Source organism: Streptomyces sulphureus DSM 40104 (genome assembly GCF_000381025.1).
Taxonomy (GTDB): Bacteria; Actinomycetota; Actinomycetes; order Streptomycetales; family Streptomycetaceae; genus Streptomyces; species Streptomyces sulphureus.
On record NZ_KB905819.1, the window covers coordinates 188,233 to 214,380 of the forward strand.

Annotated in this window: 26 protein-coding genes and 1 tRNA gene; 10 read left to right on the forward strand and 17 right to left on the reverse strand. The window is 71.7% G+C overall.

The features are described 5' to 3' along the window. Positions 1-125 precede the first annotated feature (125 nt). Positions 126-1,199, reverse strand: a complete 1,074-nt coding sequence (gene hisC, locus F603_RS0120125) for a histidinol-phosphate transaminase (RefSeq protein ID WP_019547778.1) — start codon at positions 1,197-1,199, stop codon at positions 126-128. 504 nt (positions 1,200-1,703) lie between these two features. On the opposite strand from hisC, the gene F603_RS0120130 reads away from it, so the two are divergent. From F603_RS0120130 to F603_RS0120140, 3 genes are all read left to right on the forward strand, one after another. Continuing rightward, on the forward strand, positions 1,704-2,846 hold the full coding sequence (locus tag F603_RS0120130; protein WP_019547779.1) for a LacI family DNA-binding transcriptional regulator: 1,143 nt from the start codon (positions 1,704-1,706) through the stop codon (positions 2,844-2,846). A 233-nt stretch (positions 2,847-3,079) separates the two neighbouring features. Beyond that, a complete protein-coding gene (locus tag F603_RS0120135; RefSeq protein WP_019547780.1) occupies positions 3,080-4,324 on the forward strand; it encodes a metallophosphoesterase in 1,245 nt (414 codons plus the stop codon). 333 nt (positions 4,325-4,657) lie between these two features. Further along, positions 4,658-5,485 carry a hypothetical protein gene (locus F603_RS0120140; protein ID WP_019547781.1) on the forward strand — a complete coding sequence of 276 codons (828 nt, stop codon included), beginning with the start codon at positions 4,658-4,660 and terminating at the stop codon, positions 5,483-5,485. Positions 5,486-5,560: 75 nt separating this feature from the next. Here F603_RS0120140 and F603_RS0120145 read toward each other — a convergent pair whose 3' ends face one another. After that, positions 5,561-6,736 carry a cystathionine gamma-lyase gene (locus F603_RS0120145; protein ID WP_019547782.1) on the reverse strand — a complete coding sequence of 392 codons (1,176 nt, stop codon included), beginning with the start codon at positions 6,734-6,736 and terminating at the stop codon, positions 5,561-5,563. Between the two features lie 67 nt (positions 6,737-6,803). Further along, positions 6,804-7,181 carry a phage holin family protein gene (locus F603_RS0120150; RefSeq protein WP_019547783.1) on the reverse strand — a complete coding sequence of 126 codons (378 nt, stop codon included), beginning with the start codon at positions 7,179-7,181 and terminating at the stop codon, positions 6,804-6,806. Between the two features lie 63 nt (positions 7,182-7,244). Here F603_RS0120150 and F603_RS0120155 point away from each other — a divergent pair, with 63 nt between their 5' ends. Both F603_RS0120155 and F603_RS0120160 read left to right on the forward strand, forming a co-directional pair. Next, complete coding sequence (locus F603_RS0120155; RefSeq protein WP_019547784.1) at positions 7,245-7,562, forward strand: cupin domain-containing protein; 318 nt, start codon at positions 7,245-7,247, stop codon at positions 7,560-7,562. 197 nt (positions 7,563-7,759) lie between these two features. Next, positions 7,760-7,981, forward strand: a complete 222-nt coding sequence (locus F603_RS0120160) for a DUF5326 family protein (protein ID WP_019547785.1) — start codon at positions 7,760-7,762, stop codon at positions 7,979-7,981. Here the strand turns inward: F603_RS0120160 and F603_RS0120165 are convergent. After that, positions 7,944-9,455 carry a YibE/F family protein gene (locus F603_RS0120165; RefSeq protein WP_019547786.1) on the reverse strand — a complete coding sequence of 504 codons (1,512 nt, stop codon included), beginning with the start codon at positions 9,453-9,455 and terminating at the stop codon, positions 7,944-7,946. The genes F603_RS0120160 and F603_RS0120165 overlap by 38 nt on opposite strands. Before the next feature lie 213 nt (positions 9,456-9,668). Between F603_RS0120165 and thiC the strand changes: the two genes are divergently transcribed. Together thiC and F603_RS0120175 are read left to right on the forward strand one after the other, a co-directional pair. Next, a complete protein-coding gene (gene thiC / locus F603_RS0120170; RefSeq protein WP_019547787.1) occupies positions 9,669-11,465 on the forward strand; it encodes a phosphomethylpyrimidine synthase ThiC in 1,797 nt (598 codons plus the stop codon). 153 nt (positions 11,466-11,618) lie between these two features. After that, a complete protein-coding gene (locus tag F603_RS0120175; RefSeq protein ID WP_019547788.1) occupies positions 11,619-12,368 on the forward strand; it encodes a TetR/AcrR family transcriptional regulator in 750 nt (249 codons plus the stop codon). A gap of 11 nt (positions 12,369-12,379) precedes the next feature. On the opposite strand, the gene F603_RS0120180 is transcribed toward F603_RS0120175, so the two are convergent. From F603_RS0120180 to F603_RS0120190, 3 genes are all read right to left on the reverse strand, one after another. Then, positions 12,380-13,201, reverse strand: coding sequence for a YceI family protein (locus F603_RS0120180; RefSeq protein WP_019547789.1), 822 nt, complete (start codon positions 13,199-13,201; stop codon positions 12,380-12,382). A 186-nt stretch (positions 13,202-13,387) separates the two neighbouring features. After that, on the reverse strand, positions 13,388-15,838 hold the full coding sequence (locus tag F603_RS0120185; RefSeq protein WP_469817639.1) for an MFS transporter: 2,451 nt from the start codon (positions 15,836-15,838) through the stop codon (positions 13,388-13,390). Positions 15,839-16,009: 171 nt separating this feature from the next. After that, positions 16,010-16,504, reverse strand: a complete 495-nt coding sequence (locus F603_RS0120190) for a MarR family winged helix-turn-helix transcriptional regulator (RefSeq protein ID WP_019547791.1) — start codon at positions 16,502-16,504, stop codon at positions 16,010-16,012. Positions 16,505-16,694: 190 nt separating this feature from the next. Between F603_RS0120190 and F603_RS0120195 the strand changes: the two genes are divergently transcribed. Then, positions 16,695-16,904: a hypothetical protein gene (locus F603_RS0120195; RefSeq protein WP_019547792.1), complete on the forward strand. Its 210-nt coding sequence runs from the start codon at positions 16,695-16,697 to the stop codon at positions 16,902-16,904. Positions 16,905-17,203: 299 nt separating this feature from the next. Here F603_RS0120195 and F603_RS0120200 read toward each other — a convergent pair whose 3' ends face one another. From F603_RS0120200 to F603_RS0120215, 4 genes are all read right to left on the reverse strand, one after another. Beyond that, the gene (locus F603_RS0120200) at positions 17,204-18,148 is read right to left on the reverse strand and encodes an RNA polymerase sigma factor SigF (protein ID WP_016906336.1); all 945 of its coding nucleotides are present in this window, start codon (positions 18,146-18,148) and stop codon (positions 17,204-17,206) included. 256 nt (positions 18,149-18,404) lie between these two features. Continuing rightward, positions 18,405-19,364 (reverse strand): RNA polymerase sigma factor SigF, encoded by a 960-nt coding sequence (locus tag F603_RS0120205; protein ID WP_019547793.1) that lies wholly within the window; start codon positions 19,362-19,364, stop codon positions 18,405-18,407. 260 nt (positions 19,365-19,624) lie between these two features. Next, positions 19,625-19,789 carry a hypothetical protein gene (locus F603_RS35415; RefSeq protein ID WP_019547794.1) on the reverse strand — a complete coding sequence of 55 codons (165 nt, stop codon included), beginning with the start codon at positions 19,787-19,789 and terminating at the stop codon, positions 19,625-19,627. A gap of 364 nt (positions 19,790-20,153) precedes the next feature. Beyond that, positions 20,154-21,098 (reverse strand): NADP-dependent oxidoreductase, encoded by a 945-nt coding sequence (locus tag F603_RS0120215; RefSeq protein WP_026328576.1) that lies wholly within the window; start codon positions 21,096-21,098, stop codon positions 20,154-20,156. Positions 21,099-21,397: 299 nt separating this feature from the next. On the opposite strand from F603_RS0120215, the gene F603_RS0120220 reads away from it, so the two are divergent. Then, positions 21,398-21,907: a mycothiol transferase gene (locus tag F603_RS0120220; RefSeq protein WP_019547796.1), complete on the forward strand. Its 510-nt coding sequence runs from the start codon at positions 21,398-21,400 to the stop codon at positions 21,905-21,907. Positions 21,908-22,523: 616 nt separating this feature from the next. On the opposite strand, the gene F603_RS0120225 is transcribed toward F603_RS0120220, so the two are convergent. The 4 genes from F603_RS0120225 to F603_RS0120240 all read right to left on the reverse strand — a co-directional run bounded on the left by F603_RS0120225 (position 22,524) and on the right by F603_RS0120240 (position 24,240). Beyond that, positions 22,524-22,608: transfer RNA gene (locus tag F603_RS0120225), tRNA-Ser, on the reverse strand. Between the two features lie 10 nt (positions 22,609-22,618). Then, positions 22,619-23,194, reverse strand: a complete 576-nt coding sequence (tadA, locus tag F603_RS0120230; RefSeq protein ID WP_019547797.1) for a tRNA adenosine(34) deaminase TadA — start codon at positions 23,192-23,194, stop codon at positions 22,619-22,621. A gap of 50 nt (positions 23,195-23,244) precedes the next feature. Further along, positions 23,245-23,787 carry a tRNA adenosine deaminase-associated protein gene (locus tag F603_RS0120235; protein ID WP_019547798.1) on the reverse strand — a complete coding sequence of 181 codons (543 nt, stop codon included), beginning with the start codon at positions 23,785-23,787 and terminating at the stop codon, positions 23,245-23,247. Between the two features lie 240 nt (positions 23,788-24,027). Further along, positions 24,028-24,240: a hypothetical protein gene (locus F603_RS0120240; protein ID WP_019547799.1), complete on the reverse strand. Its 213-nt coding sequence runs from the start codon at positions 24,238-24,240 to the stop codon at positions 24,028-24,030. Between the two features lie 94 nt (positions 24,241-24,334). Between F603_RS0120240 and upp the strand changes: the two genes are divergently transcribed. Then, positions 24,335-24,970 (forward strand): uracil phosphoribosyltransferase, encoded by a 636-nt coding sequence (upp, locus tag F603_RS0120245; protein WP_019547800.1) that lies wholly within the window; start codon positions 24,335-24,337, stop codon positions 24,968-24,970. A gap of 18 nt (positions 24,971-24,988) precedes the next feature. Here upp and F603_RS0120250 read toward each other — a convergent pair whose 3' ends face one another. Next, positions 24,989-25,657, reverse strand: a complete 669-nt coding sequence (locus F603_RS0120250; protein WP_158678662.1) for a LytR C-terminal domain-containing protein — start codon at positions 25,655-25,657, stop codon at positions 24,989-24,991. Between the two features lie 112 nt (positions 25,658-25,769). After that, on the reverse strand, positions 25,770-26,066 hold the full coding sequence (locus F603_RS0120255) for a type II toxin-antitoxin system VapB family antitoxin (RefSeq protein WP_016906346.1): 297 nt from the start codon (positions 26,064-26,066) through the stop codon (positions 25,770-25,772). Between the last annotated feature and the right edge of the window lie 82 nt (positions 26,067-26,148).

Sequence of the window (26,148 nt, forward strand, 5' to 3'; positions counted from 1 at the left end):
GCGGACCACCCGTCGGCCCTACCCTGAAAGTTTGGCCGCGGGCCGTCCGGCCGGTCCCTCGGAGCACGACGAGGCCCCCGTCCGCCGTTGCGCGAAAGGCGGACGGGGGCCTCGACGGCGGGGCGTCAGCCCCTGCGGAAGTCGGCGGCGGCCTTGAGGAAGAGGTCGTTCGCCTCGGTCTCCCCGATCGAGACCCGGACGCCTTCGCCCGCGAACGGCCGGACGACCACCCCCGCCTGCTCGCACAGCTCGGCGAACTCGACGGTGCGTCCCCCCAGCCGCAGCCACACGAAGTTCGCCTGGGAGACGGGCAGTTGCCAGCCCTGCGCCACCAGCTCGTCCTGGACCCGCGCCCGCTCCGCGACGATCGCGTCGACCCGCTCCAACAGTGCGTCCTCGCTCCCCAGCGAGGCTATGGCGGCGTTCTGTGCGAGCTGGCTCACACCGAAGGGCACGGCGGTCTTGCGGAGCGCGGCGGCGACGGGTTCATGGGCGACGGCGAATCCGACGCGGAGTCCGGCGAGCCCGTACGCCTTGGAGAAGGTGCGCAGTACGCAGACGTTGGGGCGGTCCCGGTAGAGCTCCAGGCCGTTCGGCACGTGCGGGTCCCGGACGAACTCGGTGTACGCCTCGTCGAGGACGACGAGGATCTCGGGCGGCACCCGGTCGAGGAAGCGCTCCAACTCCTCGCGCGGGATGGCGTTGCCCGTGGGGTTGTTGGGGTTGCAGACGAGGATCATCCGGGTGCGGTCGGTGATCGCCGCGGCCATCGCGTCGAGGTCGTGGTCCTCGCCGGGGGTGAGCGGCACCTCCACGGGCGTCGCCCCCGAGATGCGGGTGATGATCGGGTACGCCTCGAACGAGCGCCAGGCGTAGATCACTTCGTCGCCGGGACCCGAGGTCGACTGGAGGAGTTGCTGGGCGACTCCGACGGAGCCGGTGCCGGTGGCGACGTGGCTCGCCGGCACCCCGAACCGCTCGGCGAGGGCGGCCGTGAGCGCGGTGCACGCCATGTCCGGGTAGCGGTTGAGGGCGTGTGCGGACGAGGCGACGGACTCCAGGACGCCGGGGAGCGGAGGGTAGGGGTTCTCGTTCGAGGAGAGCTTGTACGAGACCGTCCCACCCGCTGCCGGGCGTCCCGGCGTGTAGGCGGGGATGCCGTCGAGCGCGGCTCGGAGTTTGGGGTTGGTCTCGCTCACCAGGTCCTCCTGACCTCTGCGGCCCGGCGCGGTCCGGCTGCGGGGAGGGCCCTGTGGTGGGCCTCCGCCGGCTGCGGCTGCCGGAACCGTGTCCCGTGATGCCGTCGGTCGGAAGCGCGGGTGCGCGCAGGTCCGTACGCGGCGGGTCGCCGCGCGACGGACCGCCGTCCGGGAGTTCCCGGACGGTACCGACCGAACCATTACTCCTCACTCTAAGAGGAATGCCAAGGGGCGCGTACGCGGTATCGCGCAGCACACACGCGCTGACACGCGCTGGTGGCGGACGCGGTGGCGCGCATCCCTCGTGGGTGTGAGCAACCTGGAGGCCGCGAGGACGCTCCCTTGCGGTGTGCAGTGGCGTGCGGCACACGATCCCCGCAGGTGACGCGCGAACACCCGGTGTTCCAAGGTCGTTTGAAGGGATGGGCTTGCAGAATCGTGCCGGCTCCCTCGGGTCGACGAGGCCGGTGCGGAGGGGGTTCGCGGGCCTACGATCGGGTCGCCATGACAGCAGCAGAGAAGCATCAGTCGAGCCGCGAACCAGGCGGCGCCGGTCGCCGGCCCCGCAGGGGCAGCCGGCTGAACGGCCGGGCCGGCATCCGGGATGTCGCCGCCGCGGCCGGCGTCTCCATCACCACTGTCTCCGATGCCCTCAACGGCAAAGGGCGACTCCCCGACACCACGAGGCGCCACGTCCGGGAGGTCGCAGACCGCCTCGGATACCGCCCCTCGGCGGCCGCGCGGACGCTGCGGACGGGCAAGTCGGGGCTGCTCGGCCTCACCGTCACGACCTACGGCGAAGAACCGTTCACCTTCACGGAGTTCGCCTACTTCGCCGAGATGGCGCGCTCCGCCACCTCGGCGGCGCTCGCACGCGGCTACGCCCTCGTGATCCTCCCCGCCGCCTCCCGGCACAGCGCCTTCGACGTCTGGTCGAGCGTCGCGCTCGACGGCACCGTCGTCATCGACCCCTCGGACGAGGACCCGGTCGTCGCCGACCTCGTCCGCTCCGGCCTCCCCGTCGTCTCCGACGGCCGGCCCTCGGGCAGCCTCCCCGTCACGGCCTGGGTGGACAACGACCACGAGGACGCCGTGCGCGGCCTCCTCGACCACCTCGCCGAGGGCGGCGCCCGCCGCATCGGCCTGCTCACCGGCACAGGTACCGACGCCTACACCCGGCTCTCCACCTCCGCCTACCTCGACTGGTGCTCCCGCACGGGACAGGACCCGGTCTACGAGAGCTACCCCGCGCACGACCCCTGCGCCGGCGCCGTCGCCGCCGACCGGCTGCTCGCCAGGCCCGACCGTCCGGACGCGGTCTACGGCCTGTACGACCCGAACGGCACCGACCTCCTCGCCGCGGCGCGGCGCTACCGGCTGCGCGTCCCCGAGGACCTGCTCCTCGTCTGCTGCAGCGAGTCCACCGTCTACGCCACCACCGAACCGCCCGTGACCACGCTGTCGTTGAAGCCGCGCAGGATCGGCAACACCGTCGTCCAACTCCTCATCGACGCCATCGAAGGGGTGCAGAAGGAGAGCCCCGTTCACCAGGTGATGCCGACCGACCTCATCGTGCGCACCTCCTCGCGCCGCCCCCGCGGGGGCCGTCGCAGCGTCGTCGCGCCCCGCGGACCCGTGCAGGGTTGAGCCCGCGGCCCGGGGCGGGTGGCGCGACGCATGCTGCGCGATGCGCGTACTGTTGCCGCACACCCGGGGTACGAGCGGGGAGGAATCCGACGGAACGCGCGAGGCACCGCCCCCGCGCACCGAATCCCACCCCCCAGGTGCGTCACAAGGTGCGAGCGGCATTCCTATGATGGGCGAACGACACCGGGACGGGCTCCCGACCAGGGCCGGTCCAGCAGGTGCACGGCGGCGCGATGGTGGAGGGGTCGATGACTCAGGGGGCCGGTCAGGGACCCGACGTTTGGCACGGCGGGGCGCAGGTGCAGCACGGCGATGCCGTCGTCGGCAACGCCGGCAGTCAGTCTTCGGTCGGCAACGCCGACCGTCAGCCTCCGTCCGCACAGCCGCCTACCCCCGGGCAGCCGGTGCCGCCGCGCCCGCAGGCCGTACCGCCGCCTCCCCCGCCGCCCGCCGTGCAGCCGCCGGCCCAGGCGTCGCAGCAGTTGCCCGGCACCCCCGCGCCCGTGCCCTCACCGGCGGCCGTACCCCAGCCGGGCGAAGGGGCCCCTGCCGAGGAGTACACCCCGACGCAGCGCGACCTCCCCGTCGTCGGCGGGGAAGCCGAGGCGTACGACCCCGCGCGGACCGACGCCCCGACGCCCGCGGGCGAGAACGACGGGGAAGGCCCGCTCTACGTCGTCGGCGATGTCCACGGCTATCTCGCGGAGTTGCGTGCCGCGCTCCAGTCGGCCGGGATCACCGACGCGGACGACCACTGGACCGGGGGGAACGCCCGGCTGTGGTTCCTCGGCGACTTCACGGACCGCGGACCCGACGGAGTCGGCGTCATCGAGCTCGTCATCCAGCTCTCCGCCGAGGCCGCCGCCGCCGGCGGGTACTGCAAGGCGCTGATGGGCAACCACGAACTGCTCCTCCTCGGCGCCAAGAGGTTCGGCGAGACGCCCGTCAACTCCGGTGCGGGGACCGCGTCGTTCCAGGCCGCCTGGCTGCTCAACGGCGGCCAGCGGAACGACATGGAGCGCCTGGAGGAGCGCCACATCCAGTGGATGTCCCGCCTCGACGCGGTCGCCCTCGCCGACGGGCACCTCCTCGTGCACTCCGACGCCTCCTGCTACCTCGACTACGGCCGCACGATCGAGGACGTCAACGACGCCGTTCACCAGGCGCTCCAGCGCCAGGACGCCGACGAGACCTGGGAGCTGTTCCGCAAGTTCACCAAGCGCTTCGCGTTCCGCGAGGAGGGCGCGGGCCCGCAGGCGGCGCGCGAGATGCTCGACACCTACGGCGGCACCCGCATCGTCCACGGGCACAGCCCGATCCCGTACCTCCTCGGCGAGGTCGGCAGCGAGGAGGACGAGGAGGCGCCTGAGGTCAACGGGCCGCACGTCTACGCGGACGGCCTCGCCGTCGCCATGGACGGCGGCGTCACGATGCGCGGTCGGCTGCTTATCGCCCAACTCCCGCTCGTGCACACGTAGTTGCCGCCCGGCTCCGGAGCCGGGGCGGGCACGCGGTGGCCTACGCGTTTCGGTCGCCTGTTCGTCGTGCCGCGGTGACGGTTCGTACGGGCGCAGAAGGGAAGACGATCGACGGGAGTGCGGGCAGGGGAGGGGTGAGACGAGTTCCGCGCGCGGCGGGGGGAATTCCTGAAACTCTCTGTCACTGCCGGCCGAACGCCGTCTACCATCGATTTCGCCGTACCGCGTTCTCCTGCCGCACCGCCTTCTCCCGCCGAGAAGGCCAACCGCCGCCCTCCGGAGCCGATCCGGAGGCGCCCTCCCGGTCGTCTTGGCCCTACGGAGCATCGGGGGATGTACATGAACAGCGCTCCGCACCTGCTGCGCGAGGACCGACCCGAGTTCGAGCGGATTCTTGACGAGGCGCTGCGCACGGCGCCCCATGGGCCCGCGGAGGGGGCGAGCCGCCCCACCGCGGAGCAGCTCCGTGCCACGGCGATGGGCGCGGTCGCGGCGATAGCCGCGTGCGCGGCCGAGGAGTACCAGCAATTCGTGCGCTTGCGCGAGGAGTTGAGAGCCGACGCGGAGGTGCACGACGAGCCCCCCGCGCGGCGGCCGACGGCGCAGGGCGCGGGCCTGGCGGCCGTCGTCTCGGCGCTGGCGCCGGTCCTCGCCGGGGTGGCCGCGGTGATCTTCCTGCTCCTCGGGTACACCCTGCGCCTTCTGACGCCCGAGCCCGGGCTGGCGGCGCCGATGCGCTCCGTCGGCTGGGTCTTCGCCGTCCTCGCCGCCGCGGGCGGGCTCGTCGGCATGATGACGATGCTGCTCATGGCGCACCGCAACGGCGGTGAACCCGGCGGGCGTTCGGCCTCGCTGGCGGAGGAGGTGGAGCGCGCGCGCCAGGTCTGGTCCGAGGCGCTGTTGGAGCGCGGCATACTCCCCTTCCTCGACGAGAGCCTCGCCGCCCGCGGCACCGGAGCGGAGGCGCCCGTCTCCCGGACCCGCGCACCGAGCGAGCCGCGCACGGCCCGACTCGGCTACTCGGGCCCTTCGTTCGCCAACCCGGACTTCTCGAGCAGCCCGGCGACGGAGCCGACGGAGGACGAGGAACGGTCGGCGGGCCCCCGGTTCTCCAGCCCCGACTTCTCCAGTCCGGAGTACGGCGGACCGGAGAACCCGTAGGTCCAGCGGTGCGCGGCGGGCACGTACGCGAGCGGGCCCGCACGCCGGGGTGCAGGCGTCAGGGTCGCGGTGGCGTCAACTACCGGCGTGCCCCGCTGCGTCGAGCGCCTGGCGGACGTCGGCGACGAGGTCCGCCGCGTCCTCGACGCCGCAGGAGACGCGAACGAACCCCTCGGGCACCGCGTCCCCGCCCCACCTGCCGCGGCGCTCCGCGGTGGAGCGCACCCCGCCGAAGCTGGTCGCCTGGCTCGTCAGCCGCAGCGCGGAGAGGAAGCGGTCGGCGAAGGCCCGGTCCGGCAGCGTGCAGGAGACGACGCAGCCGAAGCGTTCCATCTGCGCTGCGGCGAGCCGGTGCGCCGGGTCCTCGCTGCGCCCGGGGTGGCGGACGTCGCGGACCTCGGGGCGGGCGGCGAGCGCCTCGGCGAGGGCGAGGGCGTTGTCGGCCTGGCGGGCGGTGCGTACGTCGAGCGTGGCGAGGGAGCGGTGCGCGAGCCATGCCTCCATCGGGCCGGGGATGGCACCGACGATCTTCCGCCAGTGCCGGACACGGTCGGCGAGCCCGGCGTCGCGGCAGGCGACGTAGCCGAGCAGGACGTCCCCGTGGCCGGTGAGGGCCTTGGTGCCGCTGGCGACCGCGAGGTCGGCGCCGAGCGCGAGCGGGCGCTGGCCGAGCGGCGTGGCGAGGGTGTTGTCGACGGCGACGAGGGCGCCCTTGCGGTGCGCCTCGGCGGCGAGTTCGCGGATGTCGCAGACATCGAGACCGGGGTTGGAGGGGCTCTCGATCCACAGCAGCCGGGCGCCGTCGAGGAGTTCGCGCTGGGCACCGTCCGCCGTGGGGGCCCTCCGTACGTCGATGCCGAGTCCTTCGAGGCGTTCGGCCACCGCGTTGAGCAGGTTGTAGCCGTCGGACGGGAGGACCACGGCGTCGCCCGGCGAGAGCAGCGAGAAGAGGGCGGCCGAGATGGCGCCCATGCCGGACGAGAAGACGGTGGTGCGGACCTGGTCGTCGTCGGGCGACTCCAGGGCGCTGATCGCCTCCTCCAGCGCCGACCAGGTGGGGTTGGCGTCGCGCCCGTAGGCGTAGGGGGCGTCCGCGACGTCTCCGGGGAGGTGGTAATGCGCGGCGAAGACGGGGCCCGGCAGCGGCGGCGCGTACGGCTCCTCCTCGGGGAGTCCGGCGCGCACGACGCGGGTGCCGGAGGCGTCCCGCTCCTCCGTACGGCCTCCGGGGGCGCCGGAGTTGCTGTTCATGGTGGCTCCCCGGTGAGCGTGTGGGTGCGGTGGCTGATCGGCGGACACGGTAGCCGGAACCGGAAGTTCAGTCCCGATCGGGAAGGAGCATGTTCAGCGCCCAGGAGACGAGGGAGATGATGAGGCCGCCGAGGACCGCGGTGAGGAACCCGTCGACGTGGAAGCTGAGGTCGAGCTTGCCGGCGATCCAGGAGGTCAGCAGCAGCATCAGCGCGTTGATGACGAGCGTGAACAGCCCGAGCGTCAGGATCAGCACCGGCAGGGAGAAGAGCTTGACCACCGGCTTGACCAGGAAGTTGACCACGCCGAAGATCAGTGCAACCAGGATCAGCGTGAGCGTCTTCCGGCCCGTGCCGCCGCCTTGGAGGGAGATATCGCTCAGCAGCATGGTCGCCACCGCGAGCGCGGCGGCGTTGGCGAGCGTCTTGATGAGGAAGTTGGTCATGGTCGGATGGTTGCAGAAGACGACGGACGAAATCCAAGGAGAGCCGGTGGCGGTGAGGGCTGAGTGAAGTCCTTTCGGTTGGAGGAGCTCGAGGCGGAGCGCGCCGCGGGCGGCGGTGCGTACCTGCGTTTCCTCCAGGAGCGGAACATGTCCGTCGGGCTCTACGCCCTCGACGCGGGCAAGCCGGACCCTCAGCAGCCGCACCGGCAGGACGAGGTCTACTTCGTCGCCAGCGGCCGCGCGTTGGTGACCGTCGGAGAGGAGACGACGCACGTGGCGAGGGGCAGCGTCGTCTACGTACCGGCCGGCGTGGCGCACAGGTTCCACCACATCTCGGAGGACCTGCGCGTGCTCGTCGTCTTCTCCCCGCCCGAGGGCTGAGTGCGGTCTCAGGGTCGGCGTCGGGGATGGTTCAGGGGAGGAACGGGGACGACTGGCCTCCCGCCGGGCGGGCCCGCCGCCTAGCATCGGGGGCAGCGGCCGTGAAGCGGGCGTGCGGGCAGCGGTCGACGGACGAGCCGTTGGGGCAGGACGAAGAGGCGGGGCCCGGCTTGCAGGGCCGGAAACGGAGTATGGGCATGGATGCGAAGGGCTTTTTCGAAGGGCTGCCCTGGTGGGTGAAGTGGGTCGTGATCCCGGTGGTCGCGCTCGCCCTCTTCGGCGGCCTGATCGCGAGCGTCATCGGCTTTCTCGTCGGGGTGCTCTTCAAGGTGCTGCTTTTCGTGCTGATCATCGGCGCCGTCATCTTCCTTGTGCGGAAGTTCACTTCGGCTTCCTCCTCCTCCCGCGGGGACTGGTGAGCCCACCCGCGCGCCTGCCCGGGGCCTGCTGAGCCCCGGGCACGTGTGTGCCGGGCTGCGGATCGGCGGGCGCGGACGGGTCGGTGAAGGCGCCCTGCGCGTACGGGGCTTGCTCCGGTGCGAGCGGCGCGCGGGCCGCCGGAGGGCGCCCCTCGGCCGCTGCCGGCCCCTTGCCGCGGTCGGCCGAGACGACGAGCGCCGCGAGCAGCGTCGTCACAGGGACCGAGGCGACGAGCCCGATGGAGCCGACGAGCGTGCGGACGATCTCCTCGGCGACGACCTCGCTCGTCGCCACCGTCGAGATGCCGCTGTCCGCGATCGAGAAGAGCAGCAGCAGCGGCAGTGAGGCGCCCGCGTACGCCAGCACCAACGTGTTGACGACGGAGGCGATGTGGTCGCGCCCGATCCGCATCGCCGACCGGTAGATCTGCCGCCAACCCGCCCCGGGGTCGGCCTCCTTGAGCTCCCAGACGGCCGAGGTCTGCGTCACCGTGACGTCGTCGAGGACGCCGAGCGAGCCGATGAGCACGCCTGCGAGCAGCAGCCCCTGGATCTCGATGCCGGGGTAGAGGCCGTGGACGAGGCTCGTCTGGTCGTCGGTGTTGCCCGTGAGGCGGGCCCAGCCGATGAAGAGCGAGCCGAGCAGCCCGATGAGGACGAGCGAGACGAGCGTCCCCAGCACCGCGACCGAGGTGCGGGCCGAGAGTCCGTGGCACAGGTAGAGCGTCGCGAGCATGATCGCGCTTCCGCCGACGACGGCGACGACGAGCGGGTTGGAGCCCTGGAGTACCGCCGGCAGGATGAACAGCGTCAGCACCGCGAAGCTGATCACCAGGCCGACGAGCGCGAGCGCCCCGCGCAGCCGCCCCACGAGCACCACGACGGCGGCGAAGACGAGGCCGAGCAGCCACAGCGGCACGTCGCGCTGGCTGTCGATCACGCTGTAACGCAACTGCGGCGGCGCCTTCTCGGCGTACGCGGCGACGACCTGCTGCCCGACGGAGAGGGTACGTGTCGCGTCCGGCGTCACCACCTCCGTGAAGGTGTGCCCTGCGTTCTTGCCCTCGGTGATCTCAACGCTGGCCTTCTGGCACGTGGCGTCCGAGGTGTCCGCACCGGGCGCGGGCCCGCTCCCGGCGTCGGCTCCGCCGCCGCCCGTCTCCGGCTGGCTGGGCTGCGCGTTGACGTCCTCGCAGTCGACCTCGGCGACCTTCACCACCTTCGCGGACACCGTGGGCCGATCCATCCCGACGCCTTCGGAGCCCGAGTGCTCGGGAGCGCCCCCCGGCCACAGGGCGACGAGCCCCGCGGCGACGAGGAGCGCGAAGGGGATCAGCACCGCGGCGATCACCTTGCGCAGGTGCCGTGAGACCGGTGCGGCAGGGCCGTGCGCGTGTGCGTGCGAGTGGCCGTGCGGGGCCTCGGGGGCGTCCGGCTGTGGGCCGTCGTGGGGTACCTCTGGCGTCGGGGTCACCGGCCGATCATCGCAAGAGCGCCCGAGCGCGGTCTGTTCAGGCTGCGCGGTGTGCCGCTAGCGTGGTCCGCGGTTCGGGCCTCGGCCCGGACTTCGCCATCGCGGGAGCTCCGAGCACGGGGCTGAGAGGGCGCTGACTCCGCCGGCAGGGCGGGCCGCTGCGCCGACCGCTGAACCTGTTACCGGGTAATGCCGGCGTAGGGAGTGGATCTCATGACCACGCAGCAACCACGCACGTCCGCGGGCACCTCCGCGGAGAACGACGGCCGCCCCGTCGGCTGGCACAAGGACCACCTCGCCGGGCCCCGACCCGACGTGAGCGTCCCCGTCCGTCGCGTACACCTCACCAACGGGGAGGAGTTGGCGCTGTACGACTCCTCGGGCCCGTACACCGACCCGGCCGTCGAGACCGACGTGCGCCGGGGCCTCCCGCCCGTCCGGGCGCAGTGGATCGTGGAGCGGGGCGACACCGAGGAGTACACCGGACGCCCACCGAAACCCGAGGACGACGGCGTACGCCACACCGCGCCCCGCGGCGGGCTCCGCAACCTCGACGCCGTCTTCCCCGGGCGTGCGCGCCGTCCGCGCCGGTCCCGGAGCGGAAGCGCGACCCAACTCACGTACGCCAGGCGGGGCCTGCTGACACCGGAGATGGAGTTCGCGGCTCTCCGCGAGGGGTGCGCACCGGAGGACGTGCGCCTCGCCCTGGCCGAGGGCCGCGCGGTGCTGCCGGCGAACGTCAACCATCCGGAGTCCGAACCGATGGTGATCGGCCGGGACTTCCTCGTGAAGGTGAACGCCAACATCGGCAACTCTGCCGTCACCTCCTCGATCGAGGAGGAGGTGGAGAAGATGGTCTGGGCGACCCGCTGGGGCGCCGACACCGTGATGGACCTCTCCACCGGCCGCAACATCCACACCACCAGGGAGTGGGTGCTCCGCAACTCCCCCGTACCGATCGGCACCGTGCCGCTCTACCAGGCGCTGGAGAAGGTCGACGGCCGGGCCGAGGAGCTGAGTTGGGAGGTCTACAGGGACACCGTCGTGGAGCAGTGCGAGCAGGGCGTGGACTACATGACGGTCCACGCCGGCGTGCTCCTGGAGTATGTGCCCCTCACCGCACGCCGCAAGACCGGGATCGTCTCGCGCGGCGGCTCGATCATGGCGGCCTGGTGCCTCGCCCACCACCGGGAGAGCTTCCTCTACACGCACTTCAGCGAGCTCTGCGAGCTCCTCGCCGCCTACGACGTCACCTTCTCGCTCGGCGACGGGCTGCGCCCCGGCTCGATCGCCGACGCCAACGACGCAGCGCAGTTCGCGGAGTTGGATACGCTCGGCGAGCTCTGCACCGTCGCGTCCGACCACGGTGTGCAGACGATGGTCGAGGGCCCGGGGCACGTCCCGATGCACAAGATCAAGGAGAACGTCGACCGCCAGCAGGAGGTCTGCGGCGGCGCCCCGTTCTACACCCTCGGCCCGCTCACCACCGACGTCGCGCCCGGCTGGGACCACTTCACCAGCGGCATCGGCGCCGCAATGATCGGCTGGTGGGGCACCGCGATGCTCTGCTACGTCACGCCGAAGGAGCACCTCGGCCTCCCCGACCGCGACGACGTGCGCACGGGCGTGCTCACCTACAAGATCGCCGCGCACGCCGCCGACGTGGCCAAGGGCCATCCGGGCGCCCGGGCGTGGGACGACGCCCTCTCGGACGCGCGCTTCGAGTTCCGCTGGGAGGACCAGTTCAACCTGTCGCTCGACCCGGAGACGGCACGCGCCTTCCACGACGAGACGCTCCCCGCCGAGCCGGCGAAGACCGCCCACTTCTGCTCGATGTGCGGTCCGAAGTTCTGCTCGATGAAGATCAGCCATGAGATCGGCGAGCGGTTCGGACCTGCGGAGACGGAGGGGGAGACGCTTACGGAGGAGCAGATCAGGGCCGGGATGCTCGCGAAGTCCCGCGAGTTCGCGGAGTCGGGCCACCGCGTCTACCTGCCGACCGTCGAGTGACCTCCGCCCCCGCCGCACTGGGCCGTGCGGCGGGGGCCCCAACCCCCGGCCTACGGCGACGGGTTGGGACGTCGGCCCGGTGGACGCGGCGAAATTGACCGATCCGTTATCTTTGCGGTCCGCCCGTTCGGTGGCTCGCGAAGGAGCGCGCTCATGGCACACGGCACCGGTTCTGTTCGTACGCGCCCCGGAAGCATCTGGCTGCGCGAGCCGCGGACCACGCGCCGCAGGGGCGCCATCCGCGGCCACCGCGCGCCGCTCGACCTGGAGCAGGTGACGGCCGCAGCGGTGCGGCTCCTCGACGCCGACGGGCTCGACGCGTTCTCGATGCGGCGCCTCGCCGGCGAACTGGGCGTCACGGCGATGTCCGTCTACTGGTACGTCGAGTGCAAGGAGGACCTCCTCGAACTCGCCCTGGACGCAGCCTTCGAGGCGCCGGAGGAGGACCCGCCGGGTGAGGAGGCAGCGCCCCCGGCGGCCTGGCGCGAGCAGCTCACGCGCCTGGCGCACGCGAGCGCTGTCCGCTACACGGCGCACCCCTGGGTGCCCACCCTCCTCGCGCGCCACCCCGACATCGGCCCGCGCGCCACCGCCCTACGCCGGCGCGTCTGCGACACGGTGCGCGAGGCCGGGCTCTCCCCCGAGCAGGCCGAAGCGGCGACCCGCGCCCTCCTCTCCTTCGTCCACGGCTACGGCCCCGCCTCGCCGGGAGTGCACCCCGCACCCCCGCAACCCCTGGCGCCGCCCGCGGAGTTCGACGCCGCGCTGGCGTTCCTCCTCACCGGCGTGGAGACGCTCGCCGCACGCGCGCCTGCCGGCGAGCACGCGCCCGGCGCACCACCGGAGCCCACGGCAACGGCCCGCGAGGGCGCCCGATCGGGCGCCCTCGCGGGCCGCGGTTGAACGACGAGGCGTCAGCCGAAGGGCAGCGCTTCCCCCTGCACGGCCTGGATGTCGAGCTCCACCTTGAGCGTGGTGCCGATCGCGGCGATACCGGCCGCCACGATCTGGTTGTAGTCCATCTCGAAGTCGCCGCGCCGCAGTTCGGCCTCCGCGCGGAACGCTGCACGTACGCCGCCCCACGGGTCCGGACCCTTGCCGAGGTAGGTCAGCGCGAGGTCGACAGGCCGTGCCACCCCGTGGAGGTCGAGGGTGCCGTGGACGGTCCACCGGTCGGTGCCCGCGGGCTGCGGGTTGCCGCCCGAGTACCGGATCTCGGGGAAGCGCTCGACGTCGAGGAAGTCGGGCGAGCGCAGGTGGTCGTCGCGCATGCTGTTGCCCGTGTCGATGCTGGCCGCCTTGATGTACGCCTCGACGCTCGACTCCTCGGCCCGCTCCCCGACGAGGATGCGCCCGCCGAACTCGGTGAACCTGCCGTGCACGCTGGTCATCCCGAGGTGCTGCGCGGACGTGCCGACCATCGAGTGCATCGGGTCGATCGACCACGGCCCGGGCGGCGGCAGCTCCGTCCCGCCCTGCCGCGCCATCGTCAACGCGCCGAGGTCGGCGCGGCCGGAAGCCGTCACCATCGCGGTGGTGGCGACGGGCGCGTACCCCGGCGCCGTCGCGATCACCGTGTACGCACCCGGCGCCAGTTCGGCCTCCGCCGCGACGACGCCGTCCTCCCCCGCCTCGGCGCGCAGCACCTGCACGCCCGTCATGTCGGTGACGGTCAGCACGGCGTGCTGCACGGCCCACCCGTCCCGGGTCTTGACCTGCGCTCGTACGCCTGCCATGTTCAGCTCCTTCTCGCATACGTGGGCCCCGGCCCACCGTGGCGGCGGGCCGTCCCCTGCCCGTCTGTGCCGCTGCGGTGGCCGGGGCCCTGTTCCCCGAGCCCGCTGGGGGCGCACACGCTCCGCTCGACTCGTGTGCGCCCGGGCCCGGGAGCCGGTGCGGCTGAGCGTGGGCTCAGCCGCCGCTCACTCGTCCGGGTGGTGCAGCTCGACGTCGTAGCCCTCGACACCCTGCCCCTGGACGAGCAGCGCGTTGGCGACCGGCGGGTACCCGCTCGCGATCACCGTGTACTCGCCCGCGTCGAGGTCGGTGAAGGCGTACGCGCCGTCCGCCCCCGTCGTCGACGTTCCGACGACGTTCCCCGCCGCGTCGACGAGGGTGACCCGGGCGTCGCCGAGCGGCCTGCGGTCGGTACCGGCCCGCACGGTCCCCTGGACCTGCGCACCGGCCGAGAGCTCGACCTCCATCCGCGTCACGCCCTGCCCGTGGACCTCGACCGGAGTCGCGGTCGGCCGGAAGCCGGGCGCGTTGACGGCCACGGTGAAGACCGGAACCGTCGACTCCCCGCCGCTGCCGACGAGTTCGTCGAACCGGAACTGCCCTTCGGCGCCGGTCTGCCCCGAGGCGACGACCTCGCCCCGCGCATCGGTGACGACGACCGTCGCTTCCGCGAGGGGCGTCTTCTCCCCGGCGTCGCGGACGACGCCCGCGAGGCCGCTGGTCCCCGAAAGCAGGAGGTCGTGGCCGAGCGGCTGCTCCCCGACCGTGACCGTCGACGCCTGCGGTTGGTGGCCGTCGGCCGCGGCGATGAGCACGTACGCGCCCGCCTCAGGAGCGTCGAGCCGGTACGTGCCGTCGCCGTGCGCCGTCGCCCGGCCCAACTGCCGTCCGCTCGGCGAGATCAGCGTCACGGCGGCGCCGGCGATGCCGGTCCCGTCCCCGGTGCGCACGGTGCCCTGGATGGCGATCCCCGGCATCGTCGCCTCGGCCGTCGTCGGCAGCGTCGCGGTGGACGCGAGGCCGGACGGCGCGGCCGCCGCCTGGACCGGAGCGGTCTCGGCCGCCACGGCCGCCGGCACCGGCTGCTCGACCTCCTCGGACAGCGGCTCGGCGTCACCGGTCGCGTCCTGCTCGAGCGCGGACTTGGTCTTCAACGGCACCTCCTTGACGAAGAGCACCAGCAGCAGCGCGACGAACGCCAGCGGGGCCGCGTACAGGTAGACATCGCCGATGCCGTGCCCGTAGGCGTTCTCGATCACGCCGCGGATCGGCCCCGGAAGCTCGTCCAGGTTCGGGATCGCGCTGCCGTTGCCGCCGGTCGCACCGCCGGCGTTGTCGATTCCGAGCTTCGCCATCCCCTCCTCGACGTAGTGCGTGATCCGGTGCGAGAGCACCGCGCCGAGCGCCGAGACGCCGACCGCACCACCGAGCGAACGGAAGAAGTTCACCATCGAGCTGGCGGCACCCAGGTCGTTCGGGTCCACCTGGTTCTGGGTGGCGAGCACCAGGTTCTGCATCATGCTGCCGACGCCGAGGCCGAGCAGCCCCATGAAGATCGCCATGTGCCAGTACTCGGTGTCGGCACGCAGGGAGCCGAGCAGCCCGAGGGCCGCGGTCATCAGGACGCCACCGGAGCACAGCCACACCTTCCACCGGCCGGTGTGCGAGATGACCCGCCCCGAGATGGTGGTGGACAGGAAGAGCCCGGTGATCATCGGGATCGTCATGACACCGGCCATCGTCGGCGACTTGCCCTTGGCCAGTTGGAAGTACTGGCTCAGGTAGACGGTCGCACCGAACATCGCGATACCCACGAAGAGCGAGGCGAGCGACGTCAGCGTGATGGTGCTGTTGCGGAAGAGGCGCAGCGGCATGATCGGCTCGCGGACCTTCGACTCGACGAGCACGAAGAGCAGCCCGAGCACGAGCGAGCCGCCGACCATCGTGTAGGTCTGCCAGGAGGCCCAGTCGTACTTGTCACCGGCGAAGGTGACCCAGATCAGCAGCAGCGAGACCGCCGCGGCGACGAGGAAGGCACCGAACCAGTCGACCTTCACGTCCCGCTTGACGACGGGCAGCTTCAGCGTCTTCTGCAACGTCACGAGGGCGATCACGGCGAACGGGATGCCCGCGTAGAAGCACCAGCGCCAGCCGAGGAAGTCCGCGTCGGTGATGACACCGCCGAGCAGCGGGCCACCGACGGTGGAGACGGCGAAGACGGCGCCGATGTAGCCCATGTACTTACCGCGCTCACGCGGCGAGATCAGGGCTCCTATCACGATCTGCACCAGGGCGGTGATGCCACCCATGCCTATGCCCTGCACAGCGCGGGACGCGATGAGCATCCCGGGGTTCTGTGCGAGACCGGCGCTCGCCGAGGCGAGGACGAAGATCACGATCGCGGTCTGGATCAGGATCTTCTTGCTCGTCAGGTCGGCGAGCTTGCCCCACAGCGGGGTGGTCGCCGTCATGGTGAGCAGCGAGGCGGTGACGACCCAGGTGTACGAGCTCTGTCCGCCGCCGAGATCGCTGACGATCCGCGGCATCGCGTTGGCGACGATCGTGGACGACAGGATCGCGACGAACATCGCGAGCAGCAGCCCGGAGAACGCCTCCATGATCTGGCGGTGCGTCATGCGCGGAGCGTCGCCCGAGGCGGAGCGCGCGCCCTGCGCGTGCTTGGCTCCTCCGCCTCCGGCATCGGCCCCCTGCGGGACGCCCTGCCCGGCCGGAGGCCGGACGTCAGACTCCGCGGCCGGAGACTGGGGACGGGTGGTGGCCATGCGCCTTCCTTACTTGAGCAGTACTCAGAGTCGTTCTTGCGTTGCGTCTGTCTCGGCGACTGCGTGAGCTGCCGCACGTGCGCCGTGGGCGCGGCAGTCCCCGAAGCTCGCGCGGAGGCGAGCGAAGAGGGTGACGAGTTGGGCGACGTCGTCGTCGGACCAGTCGTGCAGGTAGGTCTGGAGCACCTCGGCCGTGCGCGCACTCATTTCCGTCAGCAGCTCCTGGCCCGCCGGGCTGATCCGTAGCAGCCGGGAGCGCCCGTCCTGCGGGTCGGGATACCGCTCGATCCAGCCGCGCTCCGCCACGTGGGCCACGTGGCGGCTGGTCACCGAGAGGTCGATCCCCATGAGCTCCGCGAGCCTGCTCAGGCGCATCTCCCCGAACTTGCCGAGGAGCGCGAGGACGGCGGCGGAACCCGGGGCGCAATCCCCCGGCAGGTGGCGTGCCAATTCGCGCTTGACGGTACCGATGGCGCTGAGTTGCCGGGCCAGCTCCTCGAACTGACTGCGATCAGCCATCGAGCACCTCATACGTTTGTTGCTTAGGGCAACCATAGACACTGTTGATTGCTGCAGGCAAGTTGATATCGGGCATGCGTGGCAAACAATCGTCAAAGCCTGGGTGTGCCGAGCACCAAGTGCCGATTACCGGGGAGAGCCGGGACCGGGGCTGTGCCGAGCCTCACAGGGTTCGCTATCGTCCTGCCCCATGGCTCACAACCCCCAAGCACCGCAGGGCCCCGAGGGGCAGCCCGACCCTGCCGGCAACACCCAGATGTTCCGCGCCTTCGTCGACGAGGCCGGACCGCAGCGTCAGACCCCCGCGCAGACCTCCTCGGGTCCCAGGGTCGGCCTGATCGTCGGCGTCGTCGCCGTGATCGTGGTGCTCGCCGCCGCCGGCTGGCTCGCCTTCTCCTGAGGCCCGACCGCGCCTCGCCGGAGGCGCGACCGACCGTCCGACCGACGCCCAGGGGACGCAGCACCACCCTGCGGCGCATACCCGACAGCCGGCGAAGCGAGCTCGACCCACCGGGCACGGGCCGCGCAGTCAAGGAGCCGCCGGAGCGGACTCATTCCGCTCCGGCGGCTCCGCCGCCTTCCGTCTCGGCCGCTACTCGGCGCCCGCGACGCTTTCGTCGCCGACCTGGCCTGACGGCCGTCGGCCCCGTGGTGCGTATCCCCCGTGACACTCTCTCCTCCGCACGTCGTCTCCCCTGCTCACTCCTCGGCGATCAGACCCTCCCGTAGCTGTGCGAGCGTGCGGGTCAGCAGGCGCGAGACGTGCATCTGGGAGATGCCGACCTCCTCGCCGATCTGCGACTGGGTCATGTTGCCGAAGAAGCGGAGCATGATGATCTGCCGCTCCCTGGGCGGGAGTTTGGCGAGCAGCGGCTTGAGCGATTCGCGGTACTCCACGCCCTCGAGCGCCGTGTCCTCGTAGCCGAGGCGGTCCGCGAGCGAGCCCTCGCCGCCGTCCTCCTCCAGGGAGGGGGAGTCGAGCGAGGAGGCGGTGTAGGCGTTGCCGACGGCGAGGCCGTCGACGACGTCCTCCTCCGAGACGCCGAGGCAGGTTGCGAGCTCGGTGACGGTGGGGGAGCGGTCGAGGGTCTGGGAGAGCTCGTCGCTCGCCTTGGTGAGTGCGAGACGGAGCTCCTGGAGCCGCCGCGGCACCCGGACCGACCAGGAGGTGTCGCGGAAGAACCGCTTGATCTCCCCGACCACGGTCGGCATCGCGAACGTCGGGAACTCGACGCCGCGTTCGCAGTCGAAGCGGTCGATCGCCTTGATCAGGCCGATCGTGCCGACCTGGACGATGTCCTCCATCGGCTCGTTGCGGCTGCGGAAGCGCGCGGCCGCGTACCGCACCAGCGGGAGGTTCAGCTCGATGAGGGTGTCCCGCACATAGGTCCGCTCGGCCGAGGAGGCCGGACGGCCCGACTCCGTCGCGCGGTCGAGCGCGGCGAGCCGGAGGAAGAGCGAGCGCGAGAGGGTGCGGGTGTCGAGGGCGCCGTCGACGGCGCCCTCGGTCGGTGCGGGGACCTCGGCAGCTTCGGCGGTCCCTGTGGGCTCCGGGAGAAGCCCTGGCGACTCCGGAGCTCCTGGAAGCGTCTCCGCAGCAGTGTTTCCGGTGAGCACCTTCGAGCTGCCCAGTTGTACGGACATGCCACCCCCTTGAGGTCGCGGACGGTTCGCAGCGGCGCCCTCGGCGAGGGAGGCACCTCCCCCTCCATACCGGGCGCGCAGCAGCGGCAAACGCAGCTCTTGCAGAATGTCACAAGTCAGCAACGCGACGTAGCCTCATATCGATAAAACTGCACTGCTGAGCATGGCGCAAGGTGGACAGGGTGGCCTGAATTGATGGCCCGTCGAACTGTTTCCGCAACCGTGCGCGACGAGTTAAGTCCGCGTCAGCCGCCGATCACGCCTCGATCGGATTGGCGGCCCGCAGCCGCGCGAAGCTCCTGGAGAGCAGCCGCGAGACGTGCATCTGGGAGACGCCCAGCTCGGCGCTGATCTGCGACTGCGTCAGGTTCCGGTAGTAGCGCAGCAGCAGGATGCGCTGCTCCCGCTCGGGCAGTTGTACGAGCAGGTGGCGTACGAGGTCGCGGTGCTCGACGCCGTCGAGTTCGGGGTCCTCGTAGCCGAGCCGGTCGAGGAGGCCAGGCATCCCGTCGTCGCGCTCCTGGGCCGCCTCCAGGGAGGTGGCACGGTAGGCGCGGCCCGCCTCGATGCAGGCGAGCACCTCTTCCTCGGTGATCTTCAGGCGCTCGGCGATCTCGGCCGTCGTCGGCGAGCGCCCGTAGAGCGTGGTGAGGTCCTCCGTCGCACCGCTGACCTGAACCCACAGCTCGTGGAGGCGGCGCGGCACGTGCACGGTGCGCACGTTGTCGCGGAAGTACCGGCGGATCTCGCCGACGATCGTCGGCATGGCGAAGGTCGGGAACTGTACTCCGCGTGACGCATCGAAGCGGTCGATCGCGTTGATCAAGCCGATCGTGCCGACCTGGACGACGTCCTCCATCGGTTCGTTTCGGCTTCGGAAGCGTGCAGCCACGTACCGCACCAGGGGGAGGTTCGCCTCGATCAGGGCGGCGCGCACCCGTCCGTGCTCCGCCGATCCGGGCTGCTGCCGCCCGAGTTGATCGAAGAGGGACTGGGTGAGTGCCCGGGTGCGTGCCGCGCGCTCCTTCTGCGCGGCCTGGGCGCGTCCGGTGCCTTCCGCCTCGCTCTTCGGCGGGGTGCTGTGCGCCGGGTCGCGGGTGGCGGGAGGCTGGGTCGCGCGTCTTCTGTGTGCCTCGGGTGCGAGGTCGGGGTCCGCTTGCTCGGGCGGAGGTTCCGTTTCCGTCGAAGCCGGGGGGAGCGTCTGGGCCCCGTCCACTCAGCCACCACCCCTTCGTGATGCCGGGTTCCGTGCCGTCTGGGAGTGGATCGTTCCTCCACCCAAAGCGGTCATAGCATCACAAGACATGCGCACCGTGTGCAAGCACCGTATAACACCGTGTTGCTTGCCAGTTGGGGCAAATCGCTCAGTTCAAGTTGGCTGAAAAGAGAGGGTGTCGCTGAGGGCGGTGAGGGGCGAGGGATGCAGGGCGGACACAGGCTATGGACGGGGGCCGCTCGACGGGCGGGCGCCTGGCGTCAGTTGATGAGCTCCGTCATGAACTGGCCGACCGCCCGCGCCGCGTCGGATATCCCTTCGAAGCCGATCAGGACCAGGTCCGCGGCGCGCTCAGGGGAGGCGATGATCGTGTAGAGAACGAAGACGATCAGCAGGTACAGCGCGACCGTCTTTGCTTGCACCATCGTCTGGCCTCTCCCCCTGGCGTGCGTGTACGCCTTGCACCCGTGCCCCTGTGCAGGCGTGCGATTCTATCCGGCGGGTGCGGCCCGTGATCGAGAGTCGTGGCAGCCCGCGATGGGCCAAAGGCCCGACGATCAGGGCCGTTTGACCGTGATCAGGGCATGTCCGGAAACGCACACTTGGGGTCGGGCGGTTGCGGAACGGCAGCAGTGTCCGCCCGCCCAGGACGCGCCGTGTCCTCGGCGCCGAGAGCGCGGCACCCCCGGCCGCGCCCGGCCGGCGGCGCCGTCCCGGGGGAGGCGGAGTGCTCCCCGCAGCCCGCTTCCCCCGCCCCGTACGTCGGCCGTCTCCGCGCGGGGTGCCGCGTCAGGCGAGGATGACCGTCTTCCCCCGAGTGCCCCCGGCCTTGCTCCGTGCCACCGCGTCGGGCGCCTGGTCGAGCGGCACCTCGGTGGTGATCGGGACGATCACGCGCCCGCTGTCGATCTCGGCGGCGAGCTTCTCCAGCACCTCCGGTGTCGAGGTGTGCGCGAAGTTGATCGCCTCGACCGTGCGGGCGTAGACGGCGTCTTTGTCCGCGGCGCGGAGCGTGCTCAGTGCCACGCCGCCGTTGCGGACGAGCTCGGCGTTGGAGCCGAACTCCTCGGGGCCCGAGGCGAGGTCGACGAGGGCGTCGACCCCGTCCGGGTACTCGTCGCGGACCCGCTCGGCGAGCGAGTGCTCCTGGACGTCGATGGCGAGGGCGGCGCCGTACGTGCCCATGCGCCGCTGGTCGTGGCCCCGCGTCGCGGCGACGACGCGCAGGTCGTGGGCGGCGGCGAGCTGGGTGAGGAAGGTGCCCACGCCGCCGGCGGCCCCGACCACGAGGAGGCTCTCGTACTCGCGGAGGCCGGCGGCGTCGATGATCTCCAGTGCGGTCATGCCGGCGGTCGGCGCTCCGGCCGCGGTGGTGAGGGGTACCGAGTCGGGCGCCTTCGCGATCGGCGCGTCCTGCGGTACGACGACGTACTCCGCGTACGTTCCGGAGCCCACGGGCGAGCTCAGCCGCTGCCCGTACACGGCGTCCTCGACGGCGAAGCGCGTCACCCCCGGCCCCGCCTCCTCGACGCGGCCGGCGAAGTCCACGCCCATGATCAGCGGGAACTCGTGCGGAACGGTGCCGTCGAGCATGCCGTCGGCGATGCGCCAGTCGAGCGGGTTGAGGCCGGCAGCCTCCACCTTGACCAGGACCTCGTTGTGGCCGGGGGCCGGTCGGGGAGCGTCGATCAGTTGGGGCGGTGCCTTCAGCTCCGCCACGGCCACAGCTCGCATCAGGCTGCTCCTCGCTCCCCCCGCCGGAAGTACGGGTCCGCCCACGGCGGCTGAACCAACGTACGACGCTGCCCACGCCGCCGCAGTGTGCGTGCGGCCTTACGGGTACTCGTTGCCGGCCCGTCCGAGCCGCCGCCGAGACGGGCGCGCCCGAACCGGCAGACGGGGGACGCCCGTTGGCGCCACACGGGGCACGAGGGGGCGCCGAGTCGCCCTCCGTCCTCCGTTTCGCGCCCCGTGGGCGCGGTTACCCGGAACGATGTCCCCGACGGCATCCGCCCTGCATGCGAGGAGCACCCATGGACACCAGCGCACTCCTGCTCGACGGCTACGAGCGCATCCGCGAGGAGGTGCACGAGGTCCTCGACGGCCTCACCGAGGAGGAGCTCAACGCGCGCCTGGACAGCGGGGCCAACTCGATCGCCTGGCTCGTCTGGCACCTCACCCGCGTCCAGGACGACCACCTCGCCGAAGCCGCCGGCCACGAACAGGTATGGACGAGCGAAGCGTTCGACGACCGCTTCGCCCTCGACCTCCCCGCAGGCTCCACCGGCTTCGGCCACTCGTCCCGGGACGTCGCGAAGGTCCACCTCGCCGAACCCTCGCTCCTCCGCGACTACTACGACGCGGTCCACACCCGGACCACCGCCTTCCTCCAGGAGCTCGACGACGCCTCCCTCGACCGCGTCGTCGACGAGTCCTGGGACCCGCCGACCACCCTCGGCGTACGCCTTGTCAGCGTCCTCGGCGACGACCTCGAGCACGCGGGCCAGGCCGCCTACGTCAAGGGCGTGCTCCGACGCCGCTGAGCGCGGAACGCCGGGGTTGCGCGGGCGAGTTCCGCGCCTCCCCGCGTACCCGGCCCCCGCGGAGCCGGACGTGAGGCCGCAGGGCCGCCGGCGCTACCGGGAGACGCTCAGAAGAGCCAGGACGAAGAGGAACAGCACCAGTGCGCCGCCTCCTGCCTTTGTCGTGAGGGAGCTGCCGAGACGGCGGTGGTGCGGTCGCACGTAGGAGCCGTTGCTGCGGTGTGCCCGCGTACGTGCGTCGTCGGGACGGTGGAGTGCGGAGCCGGGTGTGAGCGGAGAACCGAGCGGGCCGGCGGGACAGCGGCAGGACGGCTGCGGCGGGCGTGTGGGCGGACGTAACTTCCGTTCTTGCGGTAGTGACCGCGAACCTGTGCCAACGGGACTCCTCGGTGATCATCGGGCGGGAAGCGCCAAAACGGACGCATCCCAGGACGGTAACCAAGGGGTCTGACAACAACGGCAGTTCGCGCCTGCCGGGTAACACCCGGAACGCGGCGCCGGGGCATGAGGGATCAAAGACGGGGCTGACGAGGCATCAGGCGACGACGGCGGCCGGCCGGCTTCCCCGGGACACGAAGAAGGGCCGGACCCTGAGGTCCGGCCCTTCGTTCACCGGCGGTAGCGGTGGGATTTGAACCCACGGAGGGTTGCCCCTCACTCGCTTTCGAGGCGAGCTCCTTCGGCCGCTCGGACACGCTACCGAGAGGAACTCTAGCCCACACCCCCCGCCGCGTCGAAATCCGTACCGGGGGCGGTCCCATGAGGTGTGCCACGGCCCGGAGCGGGCGATTGGGCGGCGTCGCGGAAGAAGGACGTGAGGACGGTGGCGCACTCCTCGGCGAGGACGCCGGGCACCACCTCGGGGCGGTGGTTGAGCCGGCGGTCGCGTACGACGTCCCAGAGCGAGCCGGCGGCTCCGGCCTTCGGGTCGGCGGCGCCGTAGACGACACGGTCGACCCGGGCGAGGACGGCGGCACCCGCGCACATGGTGCAGGGCTCGAGGGTGACGACGAGGGTGCAGCCGGTGAGTCGCCAGTCCGGGGGCGTACGGCGGTCGTTGAGGAGCGCGGAGCCCGAGCGGAGGGCGAGGAGTTCGGCGTGCGCCGTCGGATCACCCGTCGCCTCGCGCGTGTTGTGGCCACGGGCGAGGACGGTGCCGTCGCGGTCGAGGAGGACGGCCCCGATCGGTACGTCGCCGCCGGCGGGGGCGCGCACGGCCTCGGCCAGCGCCAGGCGCATGGAGGCGCGCCAGGGGTCGCGGACCGGGTCGGTGTGCTCGTTCTCCATGTGGACAGTCTCTCCCCGCGCGAGGAGAAGGCTCCCGCGCGGGACCCCGTTCAGCGGACGGACTCCAGGACATCGGTGGCGCCGAGTGCTTCGGCGACCTCGTTCAGGGCGTCCTGAGGGGTGAGCGAGAAGAGTTCGGCGGCCTCCAACCCGAGGTCCGCGAGGAGTTGCGCGTCGCCGAGCGGTCCGGACGGCGCGGTGTCCTCCGCCGCCTCGCCTTCCGGGGCTTCCTCGGCCGCTTCGCGGTCGGGTTCGCCTTCCTCCGTGCCGTCGAGGTCGACGAGCTGGTCGAGCGCGGCGAGGTCCTCGGGCTCGCGTCCGAGGAGCTCGTCGGAGAGGAGGACCTCCCCGTAGGAGCTGCGCATCGCGGCTGCCCCGTCCGAGACGTAGACGCGCGGGTCGTCCTCGCCGTCCACACGGACGAGTCCGAACCACACCCCTTCCTGCTCGATGCAGACCAGCACGGTCTCATCGTCGGTTGCGGCCTCCCGGGCCAGGTCGGCCAGATCGGCCAGGGTCTCCACATCGTCGAGCTCTGTGTCGCTCGCTTCCCACCCGTCTTCGGTGCGCGCGAGCAGTGCGGCGAAATACACCGTGACTCTCCCACTTGTTCCAGATGTGCCCGAGTGGTGACGGGGTCCGCGCCCCGCCCCAACCGGAATCGTGGCAGATACCGGCGGCCCGGGGAGAGTCTTCGGTAGTGCGTCGGGCAGCTCTTTGGCGCGTCTTTGGCGCGAACTCGCTGGTATGCAACTCACTGTGAGGGCAGCGCGTTCCGGTGTGACACCGTGTGACGTCGCGTTGCGGGGTCCGTTCGGCTCAGCGCGATGTGCTCACCAACGAAAGGTGCGCATCCGCATCGCTTCTCGCATCCTCGCCGCGCGTGCCCGCCGCGGCTGGACGCGGTTGCGGAGCTCCTTCGCCTCGTTCAGCTCTCGGAGAAACCGGGCGCGGCGACGCAGCCTCTCGTTGTCCACGTCGGCGCGCTCGCCGCCGTCGGAGTCCGACCCGCGTGCGGGCGGTTCGGGCTTCTTCGGCTCTGGCATACGCACACCTCCGGGCGTACTCGGCTACCTTCCCCCCGATCCGGGGCAGTACGCCAGTGCGAGTGGCGACGGCCCGCCACGGTACGGTCGAGCCATGCGGACCCACGTCGTCGACCACCCTTTGGTGGCCCACAAACTCACCACGCTGCGCGACGAGCGCACCGACTCCCCCACCTTCCGCAGGCTCGCGGACGAGCTGGTGACACTCCTCGCCTACGAGGCGACGAGGGACGTCCGCGTCGAGGAGGTCGGCGTCCGCACTCCGGTCACGGAAACGGTCGGCGTGCGGCTCTCGCACCCCCGACCGCTGGTGGTCCCGATCATCCGCGCCGGGCTCGGGATGCTGGAGGGCATGGTCCGCCTCCTGCCCACGGCGGAGGTCGGTTTCCTCGGCATGATCCGCGACGAGGAGACCCTCCAGGCGTCGACCTACGCGAACCGGATGCCCGACGACCTCTCCGGCCGCCAGGTCTACGTGCTCGACCCGATGCTCGCGACCGGCGGCACCCTCGTCGCCGCGATCCGCGAGCTGATCCGCCGCGGTGCGGACGACGTCACCGCGATCTGCCTGCTCGCCGCGCCCGAGGGCGTCGAGGTGATGGAGCGCGAGCTGGCGGGGACGCCGGTCACCGTCGTCACCGCCTCCGTCGACGAGCGCCTCAATGAGCAGGGGTTCATCGTCCCCGGCCTCGGCGACGCCGGGGACCGGATGTACGGGACCGTCGCCTGACGCCATGCGCCGCGCCGCTCAGCAGCGCGGCGAGGCGGAGGCGGCGGGCACGGTACCGCTGAGCGCGGCGAGGGCGTCCTTCGCGTCCTTCTGCGGTGTCAACTTCTTGAAGCCGTCGCCGAGTACCAGGTCGACCTCGTCGCCGTCGCGGTCGTCGTACTTGGTGTCGGCGCCCTCGAGCTGCGTCCCGAGGACCTTGAGCCGCGTGGTGTTCTCGGCGCCGGGGGCGGCGAGCAGGAGGCCCTCCGCCTTCACCTTCTTGTCGAGGCTTCCGGGCGCGTTGCCCACCTTGCCGACCTTGAAGCCGCGCTTCTCCAACTCGTCGGCGGTGGACTGGGCGAGCCCGCTGCGCTCGGTGGCGTTGAGAACGTTGACGGTGATCGACTTGGGCTTCGGCGCTGTTGCGCCCTTGAGCGGCGGAGAGGCGGAGGAGGGGGCGCCGTTCTTCGCTGCGGCCGGTGTCGCGCAGGCCCGCGAGTCGGAGTCGGAGGCCGAGGCCGGAGTGCCGTCGCCGGAGAAGACGTCGACGAGCTGGAGCGTCCCCCACCCCAGCAGTCCGGCGGCAGCCAACCCCGCGACGGTGCCGAGAATCAGCCTGCGACGCCCACGCGGGCGGCGCATACGCGGATAGCGGTCGCCCTTGATGCGGTACTTCCCGCCCATGCCTGGGGGAGTGAGCATGCTCATATGCAGAGCGTAGTGCCGAAGACCGCGCCTGCGTACTAGATGATCAATGGCCGGACCGCGCCGTCCCCGAAAGGCTCAACGGCGGTGCGCCGCACGGGGGTTGCGGCCGGGCTCAGTCGAGTTCGAGGACGCGGGCGTGGAGCACTTGGCGCTGCTGCAGTGCTGCCCGGACGGCCCGGTGGAGCCCGTCCTCCAGGTAGAGGTCGCCCTGCCACTTCACGACGTGCGCGAAGAGGTCGCCGTAGAAGGTGGAGTCCTCCGCGAGGAGGGTCTCCAGATCGAGCTGGCCCTTGGTGGTGACGAGCTGATCCAGGCGCACCGGGCGTGGGGCGACGTCCGCCCACTGCCGGGTGCTCTCCCGGCCGTGGTCGGGGTACGGCCGTCCGTTTCCGACTCGCTTGAAGATCACACGGAAAGCCTACCGGGCCGTGAGCGGGAGATGCAGCCTCGCGGTCGGGGTGGAATCCTCGCAGAACAGTAGTGAACGGACG